The sequence below is a fragment of the Arenibacter sp. F26102 genome, from assembly GCF_023015865.1.
In the GTDB taxonomy this organism is placed as follows: domain Bacteria; phylum Bacteroidota; class Bacteroidia; order Flavobacteriales; family Flavobacteriaceae; genus Arenibacter.
In genome coordinates this window covers 138,054-158,049 of the sequence record NZ_JALKBC010000003.1, presented here as the reverse complement: position 1 = coordinate 158,049, position 19,996 = coordinate 138,054, and the positions used below count along the sequence as shown (strand labels likewise).

General features: G+C 38.9%; 16 protein-coding genes, 1 other RNA gene and 1 pseudogene. 14 read left to right on the top strand and 4 right to left on the bottom strand.

The features are described from left to right. Positions 1-2: 2 nt before the first annotated feature. Genes MWU78_RS04905 through MWU78_RS04890 form a run of 4 tightly spaced genes read left to right on the top strand, consistent with a single transcriptional unit; the run spans position 3 to position 4,106 of the window. The gene (locus MWU78_RS04905) at positions 3-1,184 is read left to right on the top strand and encodes a 3-dehydroquinate synthase (RefSeq protein WP_246995538.1); all 1,182 of its coding nucleotides are present in this window, start codon (positions 3-5) and stop codon (positions 1,182-1,184) included. Continuing rightward, positions 1,178-2,371 (top strand): metabolite traffic protein EboE, encoded by a 1,194-nt coding sequence (eboE, locus tag MWU78_RS04900; protein WP_246995536.1) that lies wholly within the window; start codon positions 1,178-1,180, stop codon positions 2,369-2,371. Before MWU78_RS04905 ends, eboE begins: the two co-directional genes overlap by 7 nt. A gap of 3 nt (positions 2,372-2,374) precedes the next feature. After that, positions 2,375-3,751, top strand: coding sequence for a nucleotide pyrophosphatase/phosphodiesterase family protein (locus MWU78_RS04895; protein WP_246995533.1), 1,377 nt, complete (start codon positions 2,375-2,377; stop codon positions 3,749-3,751). Position 3,752: 1 nt separating this feature from the next. Then, entirely contained in the window at positions 3,753-4,106 is a 354-nt protein-coding gene (locus MWU78_RS04890; protein WP_246995531.1) for a transmembrane 220 family protein, read from the top strand. Here MWU78_RS04890 and MWU78_RS04885 read toward each other — a convergent pair. Further along, positions 4,103-5,942 (bottom strand): annotated as a pseudogene (locus tag MWU78_RS04885) (DNA polymerase III subunit gamma/tau). The gene MWU78_RS04890 and the pseudogene MWU78_RS04885 overlap by 4 nt on opposite strands. A 133-nt stretch (positions 5,943-6,075) precedes the next feature. Between MWU78_RS04885 and rnpB the strand changes: the two are divergent. Beyond that, positions 6,076-6,392, top strand: an RNA gene (rnpB, locus tag MWU78_RS04880) — RNase P RNA component class A. 366 nt (positions 6,393-6,758) lie between these two features. Here rnpB and MWU78_RS04875 read toward each other — a convergent pair. The 3 genes from MWU78_RS04875 to MWU78_RS04865 are packed head-to-tail and all read right to left on the bottom strand — an operon-like array spanning position 6,759 to position 8,771. Then, the gene (locus MWU78_RS04875; protein ID WP_246995529.1) at positions 6,759-7,307 is read right to left on the bottom strand and encodes an RsmD family RNA methyltransferase; all 549 of its coding nucleotides are present in this window, start codon (positions 7,305-7,307) and stop codon (positions 6,759-6,761) included. Next, positions 7,307-8,143, bottom strand: a complete 837-nt coding sequence (locus MWU78_RS04870) for a DUF3822 family protein (RefSeq protein WP_246995527.1) — start codon at positions 8,141-8,143, stop codon at positions 7,307-7,309. The genes MWU78_RS04875 and MWU78_RS04870 overlap by 1 nt, the downstream gene beginning before the upstream one ends. Then, positions 8,121-8,771 carry a hypothetical protein gene (locus MWU78_RS04865; protein ID WP_246995525.1) on the bottom strand — a complete coding sequence of 217 codons (651 nt, stop codon included), beginning with the start codon at positions 8,769-8,771 and terminating at the stop codon, positions 8,121-8,123. Before MWU78_RS04865 ends, MWU78_RS04870 begins: the two co-directional genes overlap by 23 nt. A gap of 101 nt (positions 8,772-8,872) precedes the next feature. On the opposite strand from MWU78_RS04865, the gene MWU78_RS04860 reads away from it, so the two are divergent. The 9 genes from MWU78_RS04860 to MWU78_RS04795 all read left to right on the top strand — a co-directional run bounded on the left by MWU78_RS04860 (position 8,873) and on the right by MWU78_RS04795 (position 19,942). Beyond that, complete coding sequence (locus tag MWU78_RS04860; RefSeq protein WP_246995523.1) at positions 8,873-10,306, top strand: ATP-binding domain-containing protein; 1,434 nt, start codon at positions 8,873-8,875, stop codon at positions 10,304-10,306. A gap of 33 nt (positions 10,307-10,339) precedes the next feature. Further along, complete coding sequence (locus MWU78_RS04855; protein ID WP_246995521.1) at positions 10,340-10,903, top strand: DUF4126 domain-containing protein; 564 nt, start codon at positions 10,340-10,342, stop codon at positions 10,901-10,903. 115 nt (positions 10,904-11,018) lie between these two features. After that, positions 11,019-11,747 carry a 3-deoxy-manno-octulosonate cytidylyltransferase gene (kdsB, locus tag MWU78_RS04850; RefSeq protein WP_246995519.1) on the top strand — a complete coding sequence of 243 codons (729 nt, stop codon included), beginning with the start codon at positions 11,019-11,021 and terminating at the stop codon, positions 11,745-11,747. Next, a complete protein-coding gene (locus MWU78_RS04845; protein ID WP_246995517.1) occupies positions 11,738-12,439 on the top strand; it encodes an HAD family hydrolase in 702 nt (233 codons plus the stop codon). Before kdsB ends, MWU78_RS04845 begins: the two co-directional genes overlap by 10 nt. 4 nt (positions 12,440-12,443) lie before the next feature. After that, complete coding sequence (locus MWU78_RS04840; protein WP_246995515.1) at positions 12,444-13,574, top strand: iron-containing alcohol dehydrogenase family protein; 1,131 nt, start codon at positions 12,444-12,446, stop codon at positions 13,572-13,574. A 139-nt stretch (positions 13,575-13,713) separates the two neighbouring features. Beyond that, positions 13,714-14,253: a 1-acyl-sn-glycerol-3-phosphate acyltransferase gene (locus tag MWU78_RS04835; RefSeq protein ID WP_246995513.1), complete on the top strand. Its 540-nt coding sequence runs from the start codon at positions 13,714-13,716 to the stop codon at positions 14,251-14,253. Between the two features lie 389 nt (positions 14,254-14,642). Beyond that, the gene (locus MWU78_RS22375) at positions 14,643-17,504 is read left to right on the top strand and encodes a thrombospondin type 3 repeat-containing protein (protein ID WP_281503796.1); all 2,862 of its coding nucleotides are present in this window, start codon (positions 14,643-14,645) and stop codon (positions 17,502-17,504) included. A gap of 35 nt (positions 17,505-17,539) precedes the next feature. Further along, positions 17,540-18,427 (top strand): type IX secretion system membrane protein PorP/SprF, encoded by an 888-nt coding sequence (locus tag MWU78_RS04800; protein ID WP_246995511.1) that lies wholly within the window; start codon positions 17,540-17,542, stop codon positions 18,425-18,427. Between the two features lie 420 nt (positions 18,428-18,847). After that, a complete protein-coding gene (locus tag MWU78_RS04795; RefSeq protein ID WP_246995510.1) occupies positions 18,848-19,942 on the top strand; it encodes a hypothetical protein in 1,095 nt (364 codons plus the stop codon). Positions 19,943-19,996: the final 54 nt, after the last annotated feature.

Genomic DNA, 19,996 nt, shown 5'->3' with positions numbered 1-19,996 from the left:
GTATGTCACATTATAAGCCAATTGAGCAGTCCTTCAAAGTATCTTATGAGTATAAGTTACATTTTACCGAACATGTATTTAGCTCCAAAAATCCTCTGTTCAAAGATATTATTGAAGGGTACAATAAAAAGGGTAAGGTAAAAGTGCTTTTTGTTATAGATAGTGGTGTTCAGGAATGTCATCCAAATTTAAGCTCACAGATATCCTCATATTGCAAGGCCAATAGTTCCGTGATAAATCTTACTGAGCAAATGGAGATTGCTGGAGGCGAACAGTGTAAGAACGACTACCAAAATGTGGAGCGTATCTTGAAAGCCATAAACGACAATAAAATCTGTAGACATTCCTTTGTTGTAGCTATAGGGGGAGGTGCTATAATAGATATGGTAGGTTATGCTGCCGCCATAGCCCACAGGGGAGTGAAACTTATTAGGATACCTACCACAGTACTGTCACAGAATGATTCTGCCGTAGGCGTTAAGAACAGTTTTAATATTTTAGGTAAAAAGAACTTTCTTGGGACTTTTGCTCCTGCCCATGCTATAATAAATGACAATAATTTTTTAACCACTCTACATCAACGTGACTGGATTTCAGGAATAGCTGAAGCTGTAAAAGTGGCTTTGATCAAGGATGAGACCTTCTTTAAGTTTATAGAGGAAAACAGTACGAGACTTCAGGCACGCGAAATGGAATCTATGGAGTACTTGATCTATCGCTGTGCCGAGATGCACATGGAGCATATTGCCCAAGGAGGAGATCCTTTTGAAAGTGGTTCGTCCAGACCTTTGGATTTTGGACATTGGGCCGCTCATAAATTGGAATATATGACCAATTATCAGCTAAGGCACGGTGAGGCTGTAGCCATAGGGATGGCCTTGGACTTGGTCTATGCCAATTTTACAGGCTTAATTGATAAGGATACGCTGGACCGAATATTAATTGTTTTGGAACAAATTGGGTTCAATTTACATATTCCTATTGAAAAAGATAATGAATTGGATGAGTTGCTAAATGGTATTCAGGAATTTAGGGAGCATTTAGGAGGAGAACTTACCATAACATTAATATCTAAAATAGGAGCAAAGCACGATGTGCATGAAATTGATATTGCTACAATGGGAAAAGCAATAATTTGGTTAAAAGAAAAGTACAAACCTCAAGTATCCAAAAGCTTATGTTAGTAGACAATAAATATCATGTTGGTTATTGTTCCAATATACATCCGGGTGAAGATTGGGAGCAGACCTTTAATAGCCTAAAAACCTATCTACCTAAAATTAAAAAGGAGGTTTCGCCGGATTCTGCCTTTGGAATAGGATTGCGTTTGTCCAATATTGCAAGTTTAGGGCTCAATGAAGATGATAATTTAAAAGAATTTAAGGATTGGCTGGACCAAAATCAATTTTATGCCTTTACCATGAATGGTTTCCCATATGGGAACTTTCACAATGAACGGGTAAAGGATATGGTACATGCCCCAGATTGGACCACCAGTGAAAGATTGGACTATACCAAGCGTCTTTTTGATCAATTGGCTTTTTTGATCCCAGAAGGTATTTCAGGGGGTATCTCTACTTCGCCTGTCAGCTACCGACATTGGCATACTTCATCGGAAGCACTACATAAGGCTTTTACGATAGGTGCGGAAAGTATGGCCAAGGTGGTTTTGCAGTTGGCAGATATTGAAAGGACTACGGGTAAAAGTCTTCATTTGGACATTGAACCAGAACCGGATGGTATGATGGAGAATAGCGATGAAGTAATTCACTTCTATGAGGAATATTTGATTCCTATAGCCACCCGTAAATTAATGGACGTCCAGGGCTGTGATCAAGAAAAGGCCAAGGATTTAATTTTAAAGCATATTACCGTATGCTACGACGTTTGTCATTTTTCCTTGGCCTATGAAGAACCAGAGTATACTTTGGAAAAATTTAGAAAGGCAGGTATAAAGGTTGGCAAAATACAAGTTAGTTCGGCCCTTAAAATACTTTTTAAAGATGGTGAAAATGAGGAAATATGGCGTTCCTTGGCTCAGTTCAATGAACCTACATATTTACACCAGGTTACTGAAAAGGTTGGGGGCAAAGTTGTGACATATAAGGATTTAGCTGAGGTTTTGGAGAAACGGCCAAAGGTGCCTGAGCTAAGATCCCACTTTCATGTTCCCATCTTTTTGGAGAAGTATGATAATTTATTTTCCACCCAGGATCAAATAATCAAGGTGTTGGAATATCTTAAGAAGGATCAATTTTCGGATCAATTGGAAATAGAGACCTATACTTGGGACGTATTGCCTAAAAATCTTAAAACTGAACTTTCCAATTCCATTGTACGTGAATTGGAGTGGTTGAAGAACAACATATAAGAAATGAATAAAACCGTAGTACTTAACATAGTTGGATTAACAAAGGGATTGATTGGGGAGCACACTCCCTTCATTAGGTCTTTTTTGGAGAAAGGTACATCGGCAACAGTTACACCCCAATTACCCGCAGTAACATGTAGTGTACAGGCTACTTACTTAACGGGAAAAACACCTGCCGAACACGGAATAGTGGGAAATGGTTGGTATTTTAAGGAGGAACAAGAGGTTAAATTTTGGCGACAATCCAATAGTTTGATCCAATCGGAAAAAATTTGGGACAGACTCAAAAGGCAAGATAAAAATTTTACCTGCGCCAACATGTTTTGGTGGTACAATATGTATTCCAATGTGGATTATAGTGTTACTCCACGACCAAATTATTTGGCCGATGGTAGAAAAATCCCTGATGTGTATTCTTATCCAGCGGAACTTCGCGACCAATTGCAAAGTGAATTGGGTACATTCCCTCTTTTTCATTTTTGGGGTCCAAAAACCTCCATTAAATCCAGTCAGTGGATCGCAGATGCTGCCCTGAAGACCGATTTATTACATGATCCTACCTTGACCTTGGTATATCTGCCACATTTGGATTATAATATGCAACGTTTTGGTACGGATTTTAGTAAAATATCAAAAGATCTAAGGGAGATAGACGATGTGGTTAAGCAGTTGGTGGAGCATTATGAAAGCAAATCTGCCCACGTTATTTTGCTTTCCGAATATGGTATAACCAATGTTAACAATCCCATTCATTTAAATAGAAAGCTTAGGCAAGAGGGATTCCTTGATATTCGTATGGAAAGGGGATTGGAATTATTGGATGCAGGTGCAAGCAAGGCCTTTGCGGTGGCAGATCATCAGATGGCCCATGTTTATGTGAAGAATAAAGAAGATGTGGCTAAGGTTAAGGCAATATTGAAAAATATTAATGGGGTGGAACAAGTGCTTTCGGGCAGTGAAATCCAAAAATTACAATTGGATCATGAACGCTGTGGGGATTTAGTGGTGTTGGCCGATAAGGATTCTTGGTTTACCTACTACTTCTGGTTAGATGATAGTAAGGCACCTGATTATGCCAGAATGGTAGACATTCACAAAAAGCCTGGATACGACCCCGTTGAGATGCTATCAGACCCCAAGGATAAATTATTGATGCCAAAGGTTATTTGGAAGTTGTTAAAGAAGAAATTAGGTTTCAGAACAATAATGGACATTATTCCGTTGGACGCCTCTTTGGTAAAAGGTTCGCACGGTAGAATGCCGGAAGATTCCCAAGATCATCCAATCCTAATTTCCAACAAAAAGGGGGCTGATTTAAAAGAGACTTTGTTGGCGACAGAAGTTTGCGGCATTATAGAAAACCATATTATAAATTCATAGTATGAGACTTTTTTCCAAGATTATTTCGGCCGTATTTACCATACTGTTTATTTGGGCCGCATTTCTTCAGTACAATGATCCCGATGCCATGCTGTGGTATTTTATTTATGGATTGGCGGCCATAGCTTCGTTTTTGTTTTTAATGGAGAAAATGGTCTTAATAGTGCCGGTAATACTATCGTTTGCTTATTTATTAAGTGCTTATATGTTTTGGCCAGAGCACTTTGAAGGGGTTTCCATTGATGGGGGAAATATAAATAATATAGAACATGCACGGGAATCTTTGGGTCTAATAATAAACGCCTTAGTGATGTTGTTTTATGCTTGGAGGATAAAAAAGGTTGGAAAGGCTTAAATATCTAAATCGAACTCCTTGCGCAAAAGGTCGATGGCCGGATTTTTCTCCCGTAATTTTAAATACTTCTCCTCGGGGGTAAAAGCAAATTTTTTGGCGGTAGCTTCGTTGACCGTTATTCGCAATTGTATAAAGTGATTGTTGAGTTTTAATTTTAAGTATTCCATTAAATCATACTTATCCCGCTCAATTTCCTTCTTCATAGTGCCATTTGGTAATTCTATCCAAATGGTAAAATTTTCGGTTAACTTGGGTACATCGGAATGTAGGTTGGATGCTAAAATTTTCCGTCCATCTTTGTCCATTATATCAACAAAATCCGCCCAATGTTTTTGCATTTCCTCTTCCGTAAATATGGCCTTGGGCAGATTGCTTTCATCAATAACATCTTCTTTTTTATTTAGTTGATGTTCTTTTTTTGCCTTTAAGCTGGAAAGTGAAAGACCTGAAACCCTCCTTTCGGTAGATTTTAGATTTATTTTGGCCCTTGGGGTAGGATTTGGATCTTTTTCCAAGGCAACGTCCATGCTGCCCGCCTCCACCTTACGGTGAGCCTGATCTGGAGTATTTGGGTTGGAAGTTTGGTGCTGAATACCCTGTTCTTCCTTTATGGTTTCGGTAGTATGGGCTGTGGTGCCAATTATAACTTCTTCTGTTTTCTTGGCCTTTAATTCCTTGTCCACCACAGTTGGGCGGTTAATTTTATAGAATGATGCTGGAATTATAAAATCTGGTTTGTTACGACCATTCCCTAGGGATTCAGACTTTTTTTTTTTCTCCATCAAAATCGATAGAGGCTAATTTCATTAAGGCTAATTCAACAAGAAGTCGTTGATTTTTACTGGTCTTGTACTTAATGTCGCAATCATTGGCCATGTCAATTGCGGTAAGTAAAAAGGAACTTGAAGTTTTTTTGGATTGTTCGCTATAGTGCTTTTTAGCTTCATCGCCAACTTCTAAGAGTTCAATAGTGGATGGGTGTAGGCATACCATTAAATCTCTAAAGTGTGAAGCCAGACCACTTATAAAATGGTGTCCGTCGAACCCTCTGGCCAAGGTTTCATTAAAAAGAATCAATAGGCCAGGAATATCATGCTTTAGAATAAGATCGGTAGCCGTAAAATAGGTGTCGTAATCCAGAACATTTAAATTCTCCGTTACGGCTTTTCTCGTAAGTTTTTTACCGGAGTAACTCACGACTCTATCAAAGATGGATAGTGCATCGCGCATTGCTCCATCAGCTTTTTGGGCTATAATATGGAGTGCATCGTCCTCGGCATCAATTTCTTGGTTCTCCGCAATATATTTCAGGTATTCCGCGGCATCCTTAACCGTAATACGTTTAAAATCGAATATCTGGCAACGGGACAGGATGGTTGGGATAATCTTATGCTTTTCTGTCGTGGCCAATATAAAAATGGCATGTGCAGGTGGTTCCTCCAGCGTTTTTAAGAAAGCATTAAAGGCAGCCTGGGATAGCATATGTACCTCATCAATAATGTATACCTTATATTTTCCTACTTGGGGAGGTATGCGAACTTGACTGGTAAGCTCCCTTATATCATCCACGGAATTGTTGGACGCAGCATCGAGCTCAAATATATTAAAAGCAAAGTCTTCATCTTCAGGTGCCCTGCCATCTTGGTTGATTTGTTTGGCCAATATTCGGGCACAAGTGGTTTTGCCAACACCTCTTGGACCTGTAAACAATAGGGCCTGTGCCAGGTGATTGTTGTCTATGGCATTGGTCAAAGTATTGGTAATAGCCTGCTGCCCAACAACATCCTTAAATGTTTGGGGCCTGTATTTTCGGGCGGATACTATAAAAGGTTCCAAGGCTATCAACTTAAATTCAGCGCAAAAATACTACGCAAAAGGGTGAAGTACAAATATAAAAATAGCATTGCATTAAAGGGCCTATTTAACTTTCTTTGATATTTTATTTATCAACAATTGAATTACCTTTGCAGTAGCAGGTCGCCTTATCGCTCCCCGCGTTCCGTGGGGGGAGGAAAGTCCGGACACCATAGTGCAGTATAGCGGGTAACGCCCGTCCGTCGTGAGATGAGGACAAGTGCAACAGAAAGTATGTACAGGTTATGCTGTAGTGAAACCAGGTAAACTCTATACGGTGCAACGTCATGTAAATCAGTGTTTGAGGGCTGCACGCTCGAGCTGAAGGGTAGGCGGTTGGAGCCAAAGGGCAACTTTTGGCCTAGATAAATGATAAGGAGGCCATGAAGTAATTCAAGGTCAACAGAATCCGGCTTATGACCTGCTTTTTTTTAATGAGACAGTATTTGCACAGCAAATACGTAGTCGAATTAATGCCGCCGCAGGCGGTATCTTGTTTATTAATGCTGCCATGAGAAGTTTTTTTCAATTAATGCCGCCGCAGGCGATATCTTGTTTATTAATGCTGCCATGAGAAGTTTTTTTTCAATTAATGCCCCCGCAGGCGGTAATAAGTTTATTAATGATAGCAGAGGAGAAATCCCTGCAATCAATGCCTCTTCAAAGAGTTCAATTGTAAATATGAATGGTAGATGTAGCCAAAAAATTATCAGCCTTATTATATAAATAGGCGCAACTAAAAAGTTCCTTAATAGGATTTAAGGTTATTTTTAATGTACTACTGCCTGCTATAAGACTTCAATTACCCTCGGTCCACTCGAAAAAACTAAAGATACTGCCACCATATCTTCTGTGATTGGTGAAATGTTCCAAGTGGGATAAATCGGTATGTTTGGAATGCTCTATGATCAAAACACCATTCTCCAACAATAGCTGTTTTTCAAAAACCAGTTTTGGAATTGCCGAGAATTCTTCCGGTGATAGATCGTAAGGCGGATCGGCAAAGATGATATGGGCCTTTATAGGGTTGGTTTCCAAATATTGAAAAACATCTTTCTTCAGGGCAGTAATTGGAAAGTCCAAGTCTGCGGACGTTTTGGTAATATATTGAATACACCCTAGGTCTGCATCAATAGCAGTTATATTTTCTGAACCTCTGGAAGCAAATTCGTAACTGATATTTCCTGTACCTGCAAAAAGATCTAATACGCTTACATCGTTAAAGTAGTATTGATTGTTAAGGATGTTGAACAAAGCTTCTTTTGCCATATCCGTTGTAGGACGAACTGGGAGTTTTTTAGGGGCGGTAAGCCTTTGGCCTTTGTTTTTGCCGGAAATTATTCGCATTAAAGGGTATTTAGCTGTGTAAAATCTATAGTTTCCTTTTCCGATCCCCCAAAATGACAAAAAGAAGTGTTGGAGGGGATAAAAATGGAAATATCCCTTACGTATTGATGACACATGTTATATAATTCATCACCTTCCTCAATGGATCCGAAAAGTTTAAGTTTAGTGGTTTCCGTATCCAGTTTTAATTGTTCCAAAGTAAATAGAAGATAGTATATAAAATCCTCTTTGGTGTTAAAACTAAAGTTGTTGTATAGGATCAACTTTTTATTGGAAATCACAGTAATGTCCATATGTCCCTCTATAAGGTGTATATAACAAATGGGCTCGCTTAGGTTGCCATGGCTGTTGGTCAAAGTCTGGATCAGGATGGTGCCGTGGTGCAAAAATTCAAATTCGCCAAAAAGGTCATAGATGTAATTGTTTATATTCATAAAGGGAACATAAACGTTAACCATGTCCAAACTTTTAATTTCATCATATTCCAGATGGTCGTTGGCTAAGATCCTGGCATTGAATTTTAAATAATTTGCCAATTCTTCCTTATTGAAAAGGGATTGTGGAACAAGGCTAAAAAGATTGTTCCTGTGTATTACAACAACCTCTGAAAACTTTACGTCCTTTATTCTGTTTTTTTCAAAAAGCTGCTTTATTTCCTTTTGGACGGCATAGGGGGTAAGTTCATTTTCAAATACCAGCCTTTCAGAAGCAAGAATTTTGTTGGAAAGTGTGTCCAAGACACAAAAAGAAAGTCCATTCAAGCTAACTTGAATGGACAATTTATGATATTCCGATTTAGAATTTTCTAAAATGCTATTGGTCGTTTCGTTTGTCATATATAGATGGCCAATTTCCACTGGTACTTACCTCGGTCAAAGATCCAACCTTAATAACGTTTCCATTTACTTCATCAACATTTATCTGGGTATTTTCCCTAGCCAATAAAGTTTTAGGTTGGTCATGCAAAACTACATCCTTACTAACTTTTGCTTCAAAAACAGGAGCTTTGTATCCGCTTTTTTCAAGAATGCTTGATTTCATTTCAAACTTTTCCCCTTTGGCCGCATAAGGCACATTCATCATTGTTTTGAAACGATCGTCTTTTTTGAATAGGGAATCCTTGACGGAAACTCTACCAAGTGTATCTATTATTTTTACCTCTTTTAGCATATCGATGCCAAAATTCTTGTCGTATTCCAAGTAAGAGGAATCTCTCTGTTGGGTGATGGTGTAATATCCGGTATCTACAAAACTAACAAGCGCGTTAAAATCTTTTGCATATCTACCATTTACAGTTTTATAGGCCTCTTGGGAATTCCTGATATCCTTTAAATTGGATATTACTTTGGCAAAGCGTTCCTGCTTAATTTTTTTAAATTCAATTGGGCCGTTCACAGAATTATAAATCATATATCCCAACACGATAGATACTATCCAAAGGAAAATTTGTAATATGGTCTTCATCTTGTAAGTGTTATTTTTTTTAGTGGTTGTCACAAATCTACAATTTTTTTTTAATGGTAAAAGTATTTGACCTTAAAAATACTGATTATCTTTGATGACCTATGACTTCTATAACTGACGCTACTTTTTTTAAACTGCTCAAAGACAAATTTCCGCATGATCCAACTGCCAAGCAGTCAGTGGCTTTGGAGAAACTTGCAAGTTTTGTTTTATCCAAGGAAAAGGATAGTGTTTTCATGTTAAAGGGTTTTGCTGGTACAGGAAAGACAACCATTGTCGGCACCATTGTAACGAATCTCTGGAAAACCACTATGAAGGCCGTTTTAATGGCCCCCACAGGTAGGGCAGCCAAGGTGATGTCCAATTACTCTGGAACACAGGCTTTTACAATTCACAGAAAAATTTATTTCCCAAAAAAACAGAGTGGTGGCGGGGTGCAGTTCGTATTGTCGCCCAACAAGCATAGAAATACAATCTTTATTGTGGATGAGGCCTCAATGATTCCGGATACTCCTGCAGATTCCAAGTCATTTGAGAATGGGTCTCTTTTGGACGATTTATTGATGTTTGTTTATTCAGGACACAATTGTAAGTTGATCTTAATTGGTGATACGGCTCAGCTTCCTCCTGTACATTTAAATATTAGTCCGGCCTTGGACGAGAATCAATTGTCCTTGAATTATAATAAGGAAGTAATAAAGTTGGAGTTGGATGAGGTGGTTAGACAGGCCGAGGATTCTGGAATTTTGGTAAATGCCACTAATTTGCGCGAACAGCTTCAGGGTGAATTTTACGATGATTTTAAATTTTCAGTAAGTCAGTATAGTGATATTGTTCGATTAGTGGATGGGAATGATATACAGGAAGCTATAGACGAGTCCTATTCGCAAAATGGCAAGGAGGAAACCGCCATTATCGTCAGGTCCAACAAGAGGGCGAATTTATATAACGAAAACATTAGGAATAGAATTCTATACCTTGAAAATGAGCTGGCGGTAGGCGATTATATGATGGTGGTGAAGAACAACTATTTTTGGTTGAAGCCTACCTCTGAGGCCGGTTTTATAGCCAATGGGGATATCATTGAAGTGTTGGAGATTTTTTCAATAAAAGAATTGTACGGCTTTAAATTTGCCGAAGTAAAGGTTAAAATGGTTGATTATCCCAACCAAAAACCTTTTGAAACAGTGCTCCTATTGGATACCATAATGGCAGAAACCCCATCCTTATCCTATGATGATGGCAACCGGCTTTATCAGGAAGTTATGAGGGACTATGCCGATGAGAAATCTAAATACAAGAAATTTCTGGCAGTAAAGAACAATAAATTTTTCAATGCACTTCAGGTTAAATTCTCATACGCCATCACCTGTCATAAGTCACAAGGGGGGCAGTGGAATACCGTGTTTGTCGAACAACCTTATTTGCCGAACGGAATAGACAGGGAGTACCTTCGTTGGTTGTATACTGCAGTGACCAGGGCAAAGCATAAATTGTACCTTATAGGCTTTAAGAACGATTTTTTTGTTGATTAGGAATAGTCTAATTTCGCATTATAAAATAGGAATATGGCTTTTGAGACTATTTTAAGCATATTTTTGGGTGTCGGGCTAGCTGCATCTGTGGGATTTAGAATTTTTTTGCCATTGTTTTTTTTAAGTTTGGCCGCTTATTTTAATGTGTGGGAATTGAATGAAAATTGGCAATGGGTCGGAAGTTTCACAGCTCTAATAGTTCTAGGAGTAGCAACCATAGTTGAAATTTTTGCTTACTTTATCCCCTGGCTAGATAATATATTGGATAGTGTTGCCATACCTATGGCCGCTTTGGCAGGAACCGCAGTAATGGTTTCAACTGCATCCAATTTAGATCCCCTAATTACTTGGACCTTGGCTATAATTGCCGGTGGTGGAACAGCAACAGCCATAAAGGGAGCTTCCGCTACTGGTAGATTGGCATCTACTGCTACAACAGGTGGAACGGCTAATCCAGTAATTGGTCTGGTGGAAACGGGTACTGCCGCCGTGGTGGCTACTGCGTCAATTTTCGCACCCATCCTGGCAGCTTTTTTGGTAATTATAATATTCATTGTCATTTTTAGGATATATAAAAAACTTAGACCTAAAACATAATCCAAATTAATCTTAAATAATTTTCGTGTGAAATGAGCATGACCAAAACTGGTCGCAAAATCAATGAAGATATGCGTATTACATATGACAGTTAAAAAATAATAAATATCCACATATGAAAATCATTGCAATGATACCGGCGCGTTACGCTGCCTCAAGATTTCCAGGTAAGCTTATGCAAGACTTACAGGGGAAGCCTGTAATACAAAGAACATATGAGGCAGCCGTAAATACTGGCTTGTTTCAAGAAGTGTATGTAGTTACGGATAGTACCACTATATATGATACTATTAAAAAGGTGGGTGGAAAGGCCATCATGAGTATAAAGCAACATGAATGTGGAAGTGATCGGATTGCCGAGGCTGTGGAGGACATGGATGTTGATATTATTGTTAATGTTCAAGGGGATGAACCTTTTACGGACAGGGAAAGTCTTGCCAGCGTAATAGAAGTTTTTAAAGATGATGTTAATAAAGAAATAGATTTAGCATCTTTAATGACGAGAATCTCAGATTGGGTAGAGATCAATGACCCCAACACGGTAAAGGTGATTGTTGATAATCAGAATTTTGCCCTTTATTTTTCACGTGCCCCAATTCCATACCCTAGGTCAAGGGAATTGGACATTCCTTATTTTAAACATAAAGGAATCTATGCCTTTAGAAAAAGTGCACTCATGGATTTCCAGAGATTGCCCATGCTTATATTGGAAGCTACGGAAAAAATAGAAGCAATTCGTTATCTGGAATACGGAAAAAAAATCAAGATGGTAGAAACCAACGTAAGCGGTATAGAAATAGACACGCCCGAAGATTTGGAAAAAGCTAAAAAGGTATGGAAATAGATTTCAAGAATATTAAGGTGGTTGGTTTTGATGCCGATGATACCCTTTGGGTAAATGAAACGTACTTTAGGAATGCTGAAGAAAAATTTGCCAGCCTTTTGGATAGTTATGAGACCAAAAACCAAATAGATCAGGAACTTTTTAAAACAGAGATTAAGAACCTTGATTTATATGGTTATGGAGTAAAGGGATTTATGTTATCTATGATAGAGTCTGCTTTGGATTTGTCCAACAATAGGATTTCTCAAACAAGGATTACGGATATTTTGAATTTAGGAAAGGAAATGTTATTGCACCCGGTTGAGTTATTGGATGGTGTAGAGGAAGTGCTCGAAAAATTAAAGGATAAATATCGCTTGATAGTATTGACCAAAGGTGATTTGTTGGATCAGGAAAGAAAATTGGAAAAGTCCGGTTTGTCCAAATATTTTCATCATGTGGAAGTGCTTAGTGATAAAAAGGAGGAAAATTATAAGAATCTATTGAATCATTTGGAAATTCCCGTAGAGGAGTTCCTGATGATTGGAAATTCATTAAAATCAGATGTATTGCCAATTATAAATATTGGGGCAAAGGCGGTCCATATTCCATTTCACACGACATGGCAACATGAAGAAGTGAATTTGGAGGAACACAATAATGATCATCTAACCTTGAACACTATCTCGGATTTATTGGAGTATCTTAAATAAGTTTATGAACGTAAAGAGTAAAAATAACAATACAACAGTTAACCACCCTGGATTGATGACGAACTACAAGAATTTTCCTATGGTACCCCGAGTCATTTTTGGCGCCGGATGCTTTGTACAATTGGGGGAGATTTTGATGCCCAAAAGGATTCATTCCGAGGCACCTTTTATCTTTTTGGTCGATGATGTTTTTGAAGGTTCGGAACTAGTTTCTAGAATACCTTTGATATTTAACGATCAGATAATTTTTATATCAGCCGATGAGGAGCCCAAGACAGACCAAGTAGACGTATTGATAAATAAAATCAAAAATGATTTTGCCGAACTGCCTTCTGGAATTATAGGTATTGGTGGTGGTACTTTATTGGACCTGGCAAAAGCTGTGGCAATCATGTTGACCAATAGGGGAAATGCATATGAGTATCAAGGTTGGGATTTGGTAAAAAAACCCTCTATATATCATGTAGGTATTCCAACAATCAGTGGTACGGGAGCAGAGGTTTCCAGAACCACGGTATTATTGGGTCCCGAGAAAAAACTTGGGATTAACTCGGATTATACCACTTTTGACCAAGTCCTTATGGATCCCGATTTAACACAAGGGGTTCCTAAGGAGCAATGGTTTTACACAGGTATGGATTGTTTTATTCATTGCATAGAATCACTAAATGGCACATTTTTAAATGCCTTTAGCCAAAGCTATGGGGAAAAGTCACTGGAATTATGCAAAGAAGTATATTTGGGAGATTTGACCGAAGATGATGCCAGAAATAAATTAATGATGGCTTCCTGGCATGGAGGTATGAGTATAGCGTATTCACAAGTTGGGGTTGCCCATGCCATGAGCTACGGCTTGTCCTATTTATTAGGGGTTAGACATGGTATTGGGAATTGTTTGGTTTTTCAGCATTTAGAAGAATTTTATCCAGAGGGGGTTGAACTTTTTAATGAAATGAAGCAAAAACACAATATCCAACTTCCAAAAGGCATCTGCAGCGGACTGACCAATAACGATTTTGATATTATGATCAATGTAGCTTTAGGCCTTGTTCCCCTATGGGAAAATGCATTGGGAAGTGAATGGCGAAATATTATAACCCCCGAAAAATTGAAATCTATTTATCAAAAAATATAATATTTCCGAACATTCTGAATCTGGTTGTTAATGCCAATTTCGAACTTGATTTCTTTGAGGGTTAGGTTAGAAATGGTAAAATGGTTCTTTTTAAATAAAGGCTATCTGTGGTCTTAACATTTTAAACAATTGATGGTTTATGCATGCACTTGCAAAATTTATATATTTTAAAATTTTGGGATGGAAGCTAATCGGCTCCTTCCCACAATTGGACAAATGCGTTGTTATAGTGGTGCCACATACGAGCTGGGTCGATTTTTTCTTGGGACTTCTGATTCGACGTGTGTTGAACGAGGATATTCATTTTATTGGAAAGAAAGCACTTTTTAAACCGCCATTCGGCTGGTATTTTCGCTGGATGGGTGGAGCCCCCATAGATAGAAGTAAAAATATGGATACCGTTGGTGCCACGGTCAAAATATTTGAGCAGAATAAAAAGTTCAGATTGGCGCTTTCCCCGGAAGGCACAAGAAAAAAAGTTACGGAATGGAAAACGGGTTTCTATTATATAGCCAAAGCGGCCAAGGTTCCCATTGTTTTGGTGGCGTTCGACTTCGGGAAAAAGCAGATCAAAATATCTAAACCACAATATCCTACAGACGACAAGGAACAGGATTTTACAACTTATAAGGCATTCTTTAAAGGAGTGGTGGGCAAGATTTCCGAGAATAGTTTTTAGATCTCCGAAGTTTGATTTCTTACAGATTATTCGATTTAATTTTGTCCCTACACCTTCCTCTATTATCTTATCAAATTTCTTCGCAGAACCTATTTTTACTTAAATTTTAAACGTAATTCTTAGATCAAGGCAATAGTTAAGTACTAAAATAGCCTGATTGTTGGGTAATTGTAGGTGAATAATTTTCCTACATACAATTGCGACTACACTAAAAGGATATTTCACAACATAATTTAATGTTTATACATCATTGGCTCTAATCTCCTATACGTTATATCGGTATAATACTACTTTTGACGTCATTCTTGTCTATCTATTCTATGAGTATTGAATTGTTAATATTTAGGAAATAGACTACATAATTTAAATAGAAATCAACCCTCTCAAATATGAATAACCAAAGCTTTATCAAAATTGTATTTTTCTTACTATTCACTCCTTTAGCGTTGTTTTCACAAAACAGAGCTTACGTTTCTGCATTGAAAGGGGGTAATATTCAAATCATCAATACCGAAACCCATACTTTGTCCGGAACTATAGGCCCAATTTCTGGGGATACAAATTGGCGTAACAACGAAAGAACGATTGGTGTCAGTAATGATAATAAATATCTTTTTCAAGATTGTTATAATTGCGGCGGTGGGACTAAAATTATAGATTTATCAGGTAATTCTATAATAGGAAATATCAGCAATTTTTCTGGTAAAAGTGGTATTGTATCCTCGCCCTCCGGAAACAAGATTTATACGGCAGCCGCATATAGTGTTAATATTTATGATGTTAACTCACAATTGAGTACAAATTTTGTGAGCAGGAATACGGGAACTTGTAATGCTACAAATCCTAATGAAGCATATCAAAGCGTTAGATTAGCAATTAATTCTTCTGGAACGAAACTATATGTGGCAAATTTGGATCCTCGAAAAAAAGGAGTGTCCGTTTATGACACTTCAACAGGAAGCGAAATTAAAATTCATTCGGGTATTTCTGGAGCAACAAGGTTAAATATTAGTTCCGATAATAATTTTGTTTATGTATGTAATACAAGTTGGGGTTATAGTAGTTGTGCAAATGATCCTTCATTGATGACAGATATATATGGGGTAGAAAACTCCAATCATTCATCAGATATAGCAATTATAAATACAGATACCAACTCAGTAATCGATTATATTAATGTTGGAGGAGCTGTTGATGTAGTTTCAAATAATGACGGTTCTAAAATTTATGTAGGAACAGGGGCTGGAGTAAAGGTAATAGAAAGAAATCTTAGTACGAATGCTCACTTACTTTCTACAGATACCTACAGTACTGGTTCTGTAAGCCATATGGAAATTGATCCAACGGGATCATTCTTGTATGTTGTGTCCTCCAATGTTTTAAAACATGTTGATCTAACTTCAGGGAATATAAGTACTATATCTACTTCTTCCAGTGATTTTTTGGGAAATATAGTATTTGAAAAGCCTTTTTTAGATACGGATCAGGACGGTATACATGATTCCCTTGATTTATGTCCAAGTACCCCCAGTGGGGAGTCTGTAGATGCCAACGGATGTTCGGATAGCCAAAAGGACAGTGACAATGATGGTGTCATGGACGATGTAGATACCTGTGCCGATACTCCAAGTGGAGAAACAGTGGATAGCGATGGTTGTTCGGATAGTCAAAAGGATAGCGATAACGACGGTGTTATGGACGATGTAGATACCTGTGCCAATACTCCAAGTGGAGAAACAGTAGATAGTAATGGTTGCTCGGATAGCCAAAAGGACAATGACAATGATGGTGTCATGGACGATGTAGATACCTGTGCCGATACTCCAAGTGGAGAAACAGTGGATAGCGATGGTTGTTCGGATAGTCAAAAGGATAGCGATAACGACGGTGTTATGGACGATGTAGATACCTGTGCCAATACCCCAAGTGGAGAAACAGTGGATAGCGATGGTTGCTCGGATAGTCAAAAGGACAGTGATAACGATGGTGTTATGGACGATGTTGATATCTGTGCCAATACTCCAGGTGGAGAAACAGTAGATAGCAATGGTTGTTCGGATAGTCAAAAGGATAGTGATAACGACGGTGTTATGGACGATGTTGATATCTGTGCCAATACTCCAAGTGGAGAAATAGTAGATAGCAATGGTTGTTCGGATAGTCAAAAGGATAGCGATAACGACGGTGTTATGGACGATGTTGATATCTGTGCCAATACTCCAAGTGGAGAAACTGTAGATAGCAATGGTTGTTCGGATAGTCAAAAAGACAGTGATACCGATGGTATTATGGATGATGCCGATAAATGCGCCGATACACTAAGCGGAGAAACTGTAGATGCCAATGGTTGCTCGGACAGTCAAAAGGACAGTGATAACGATGGTATCATGGACGATGTAGATACGTGTGGGAACACACCAACAGGGGAAACTGTAGATGCCAATGGATGTTCTGATTCTCAAAAGGATGCCGACAACGATGGTGTTATGGATAATGTTGATTCTTGTGCCAATACTCCTTCGGAAGAAATTGCAGATAGTACCGGCTGTTCCGCTTCTCAAAAAGATGCTGACGGTGATGGAGTCAACAATGAGATAGACGATTGTCCCTCCACTCCCGCTGGAGAGTCTGCTGATGCCAATGGATGTTCGGATTCCCAAAAGGATAGTGATTTTGATGGGGTTAACGATGCAGAGGACCAATGTCCCGCTTCCCCAGAAGATGAAGCAGTGGACGCTTATGGCTGTACTCCTTCGCAAAAGGATTCGGACAACGACGGTGTAAATGATGACCAGGACGAATGTCCCAATACCCCATCCGGTGAAAGCGTGGATGCCATAGGCTGTGCAGATTCCCAGAAGGATGCTGATGATGATGGTGTTCAGGATTCATTGGACAACTGCCCGGCAGTGCACAACCCAGGTCAGGAAGACAGGGACAACGATGGTATTGGTGATGTCTGTGATACCGTTGTACTTAATATTTCACAATCCTTTACGCCAAACGGAGACGGGATCAATGATACCTGGATGATCCATAACATAGAGAACCATCCAAATTCCTTGGTAAGGGTGTTCAACTCATGGGGGAAAGAGGTCTTCTCGGCACGGAACTACCAGAATACTTGGGACGGCCGTTACAAAGACATGGGAGCCCAACTTCCGGATGCCGGATCCTACTATTTCCAGATCGATTATGAAGGCGACGGTAAAGTAGACCAGGACGGATGGCTTTATATCACTTCACGTTAACCAAACCATTAATTTCAACTAAAGACATTATTAGCATGCAGATATTCAATAAGATCATTTTAGGCGCACTTTTGTTAGTGGGCGGCACCTTGTTTGCCCAGCAGGAAGGGGTGATCACCAATTATATGTACCATATGAACTCCTATAACCCGGCCTATGTAGGTGTGGACGGGGAAACCATGGTGACCGCCAGTTTCAGGCAACAATGGACGGGTGTCCAGGATGCCCCCAGTGCAGAGGCGGTATCCTTCGGGACCACCCTGGGCAAGAATTTGGGGATAGGGATATCCATTTACAACAGCAATACCTTTGTGGAGAGCCAGACCTTTACGGGCATCGACTTTTCCTATAGGCTGCAGCTGTCCCAAGGAACGGAGCTCTACCTAGGGCTTAAGGCAGGTGGTAACTCCTACAGCGTTAACACCTCCGGCCTGGAGACCTATAACGTAAATTCGGACCCCAGTATCTCCTCCATCTCCCGTTTCAATCCCAATGTGGGGGTGGGGGCTTTATTAAAGAGCGGCAAGTGGTACGCTTCCATGGCAGTGCCAAGGCTATTGTCTACCGAACGTGCGGATAATGACAACGGAGTGGCAACGGCGGCCTTGGCCAAGCCACATGTCTACGCCACGGCTGGGTATGAGCTGATGCTGAATCCGGCCACCAACCTAATGTTGAGGCCATCGGCCATGGGACGTTATGTAAGCGGGGCACCCGTTTCCGTGGATTTCAACGCTATGATTTCCTTTGACAACATTTTTGAATTCGGGGGTAGCTACAGGACAGATGGGGCATTTGCCGGACTGGTGAATATCAGCATTAAAAAAAGGTTGCTATTGGGATATGCCTATGAGGTAAGTACCCGTAGCGAACTGGCCAGTGCCAAGAATACAAATGAATTTTTATTGAGGTTTTTGTTTTAAATAAGAAGTAAACTTCTGGTAAAAGGGCTATTGCACAGACATTAGCCCTTTTTCTTATTCAAAATTATTTTAAATTGGAGGCTTTTTTTTCCATTTCTTGATATGCCTAGGAAGAGTCTACAAAAAAATTATTCCCTAAAATGGTATTCTAGAATAGACTAAAACTATTATTCGGTTTATAGGCCAAAACCTATGTTTGGCATGGAATTGGTAAGAATCAAGAAAATCAAGACTTTACCAATAGCCTAGTTCACAACAATATTTAACACTTTCACATCTTTGGTGTCATAATAAATACTTTACAATAATTGAAATACTAATTTTGATCTCAATACGTTATGAATGAACAAGGTATAAGTCTATTTATAACAATGAAAAGCGATTTGTAAATCAGCAACTATAGTATAAATTCCATCGAGAATGAAAAGAATTCAAATAATATATTTTCTCATTGCAGTCTTCTGTTTATCAGTATCCTATGCACAGGAGGGAATAAGAGTATCTTCCCTTGCTGATGATAATAGTGAAGGAACTTTACGCCATGCAATAATTACCGCCAATGCCGATACCAAAATCAATGAGATTATTTTTGATACTGGGTTAAAAGGTACTATTGGCCTTACTTCCAACCTGCCAAATGTGACTAGCAATATGGTTATTAGGGGGACCGGGGCAGATAACATTACTATTTCTGGTGCAGGAGAGTACCGAATGTTTGTAATTCAATCGGGATTTACATTGGATATTTCTGGAATCACTTTTACTGATTCTGCCAACAATTACAATAACGGGACTATTTTTGATGTTTCCGGTTCATCCGTAACAGCTTCTGAAATAGTGGTTACTGGAATTTCCAATCAAACTGCATTTTGGTCCAAAGGTGACAATTCAACCATTACGATCTCCAATTCAATTTTCAAAAATAATACAGCTACCCTTTTTAGGAGCTATTGGGGGTCTACTCCAAATTTTACTTCAGATAATGAAAGTGATTATACCAACAGAATTACGGTAACCGGGTCAACATTCAGTAATAATAGGGACTTAATCTTTTCAACGGAGCGCTATGTAAAAATAGACAAATGTAACTTCAGTAGGAATTATGGTCAAATTGCCAGTTTTAGGGGCGTAAACCGATACCAGGTTATAAATTCTACCTTTGTAAATAATACAGGCCGTTTATTGTTTACCTTTTCAAGTAAGATTGGCGATACTCCATCTTGGGGCGAGGATACACTTGGGGCTAATAATACCCTTTTTGACGGGAACCTATTTCAGGGAAATACAGGGACCATTCTTAATACTGGTGGAGGTTTTAAACATGATTCCAAAACTACCATTACGAATAATATTTTTGTAAACAATGGAAAGATGTGGTATGGTAATCCTATAGTAGAGACGGGAAACCAACAGAACAATTTTGTTGAATCGGTATCCACCTCGGAAGACGACAGCACGGTGTTTCTTAACTTGAACAAATCACTACAAATAGAGACTGTGGAAGGATTGCACTAAAGTTGGGTATTTCCAAATATTGGAATTGTATTAAAGCAGAAAAAAACTGAACTA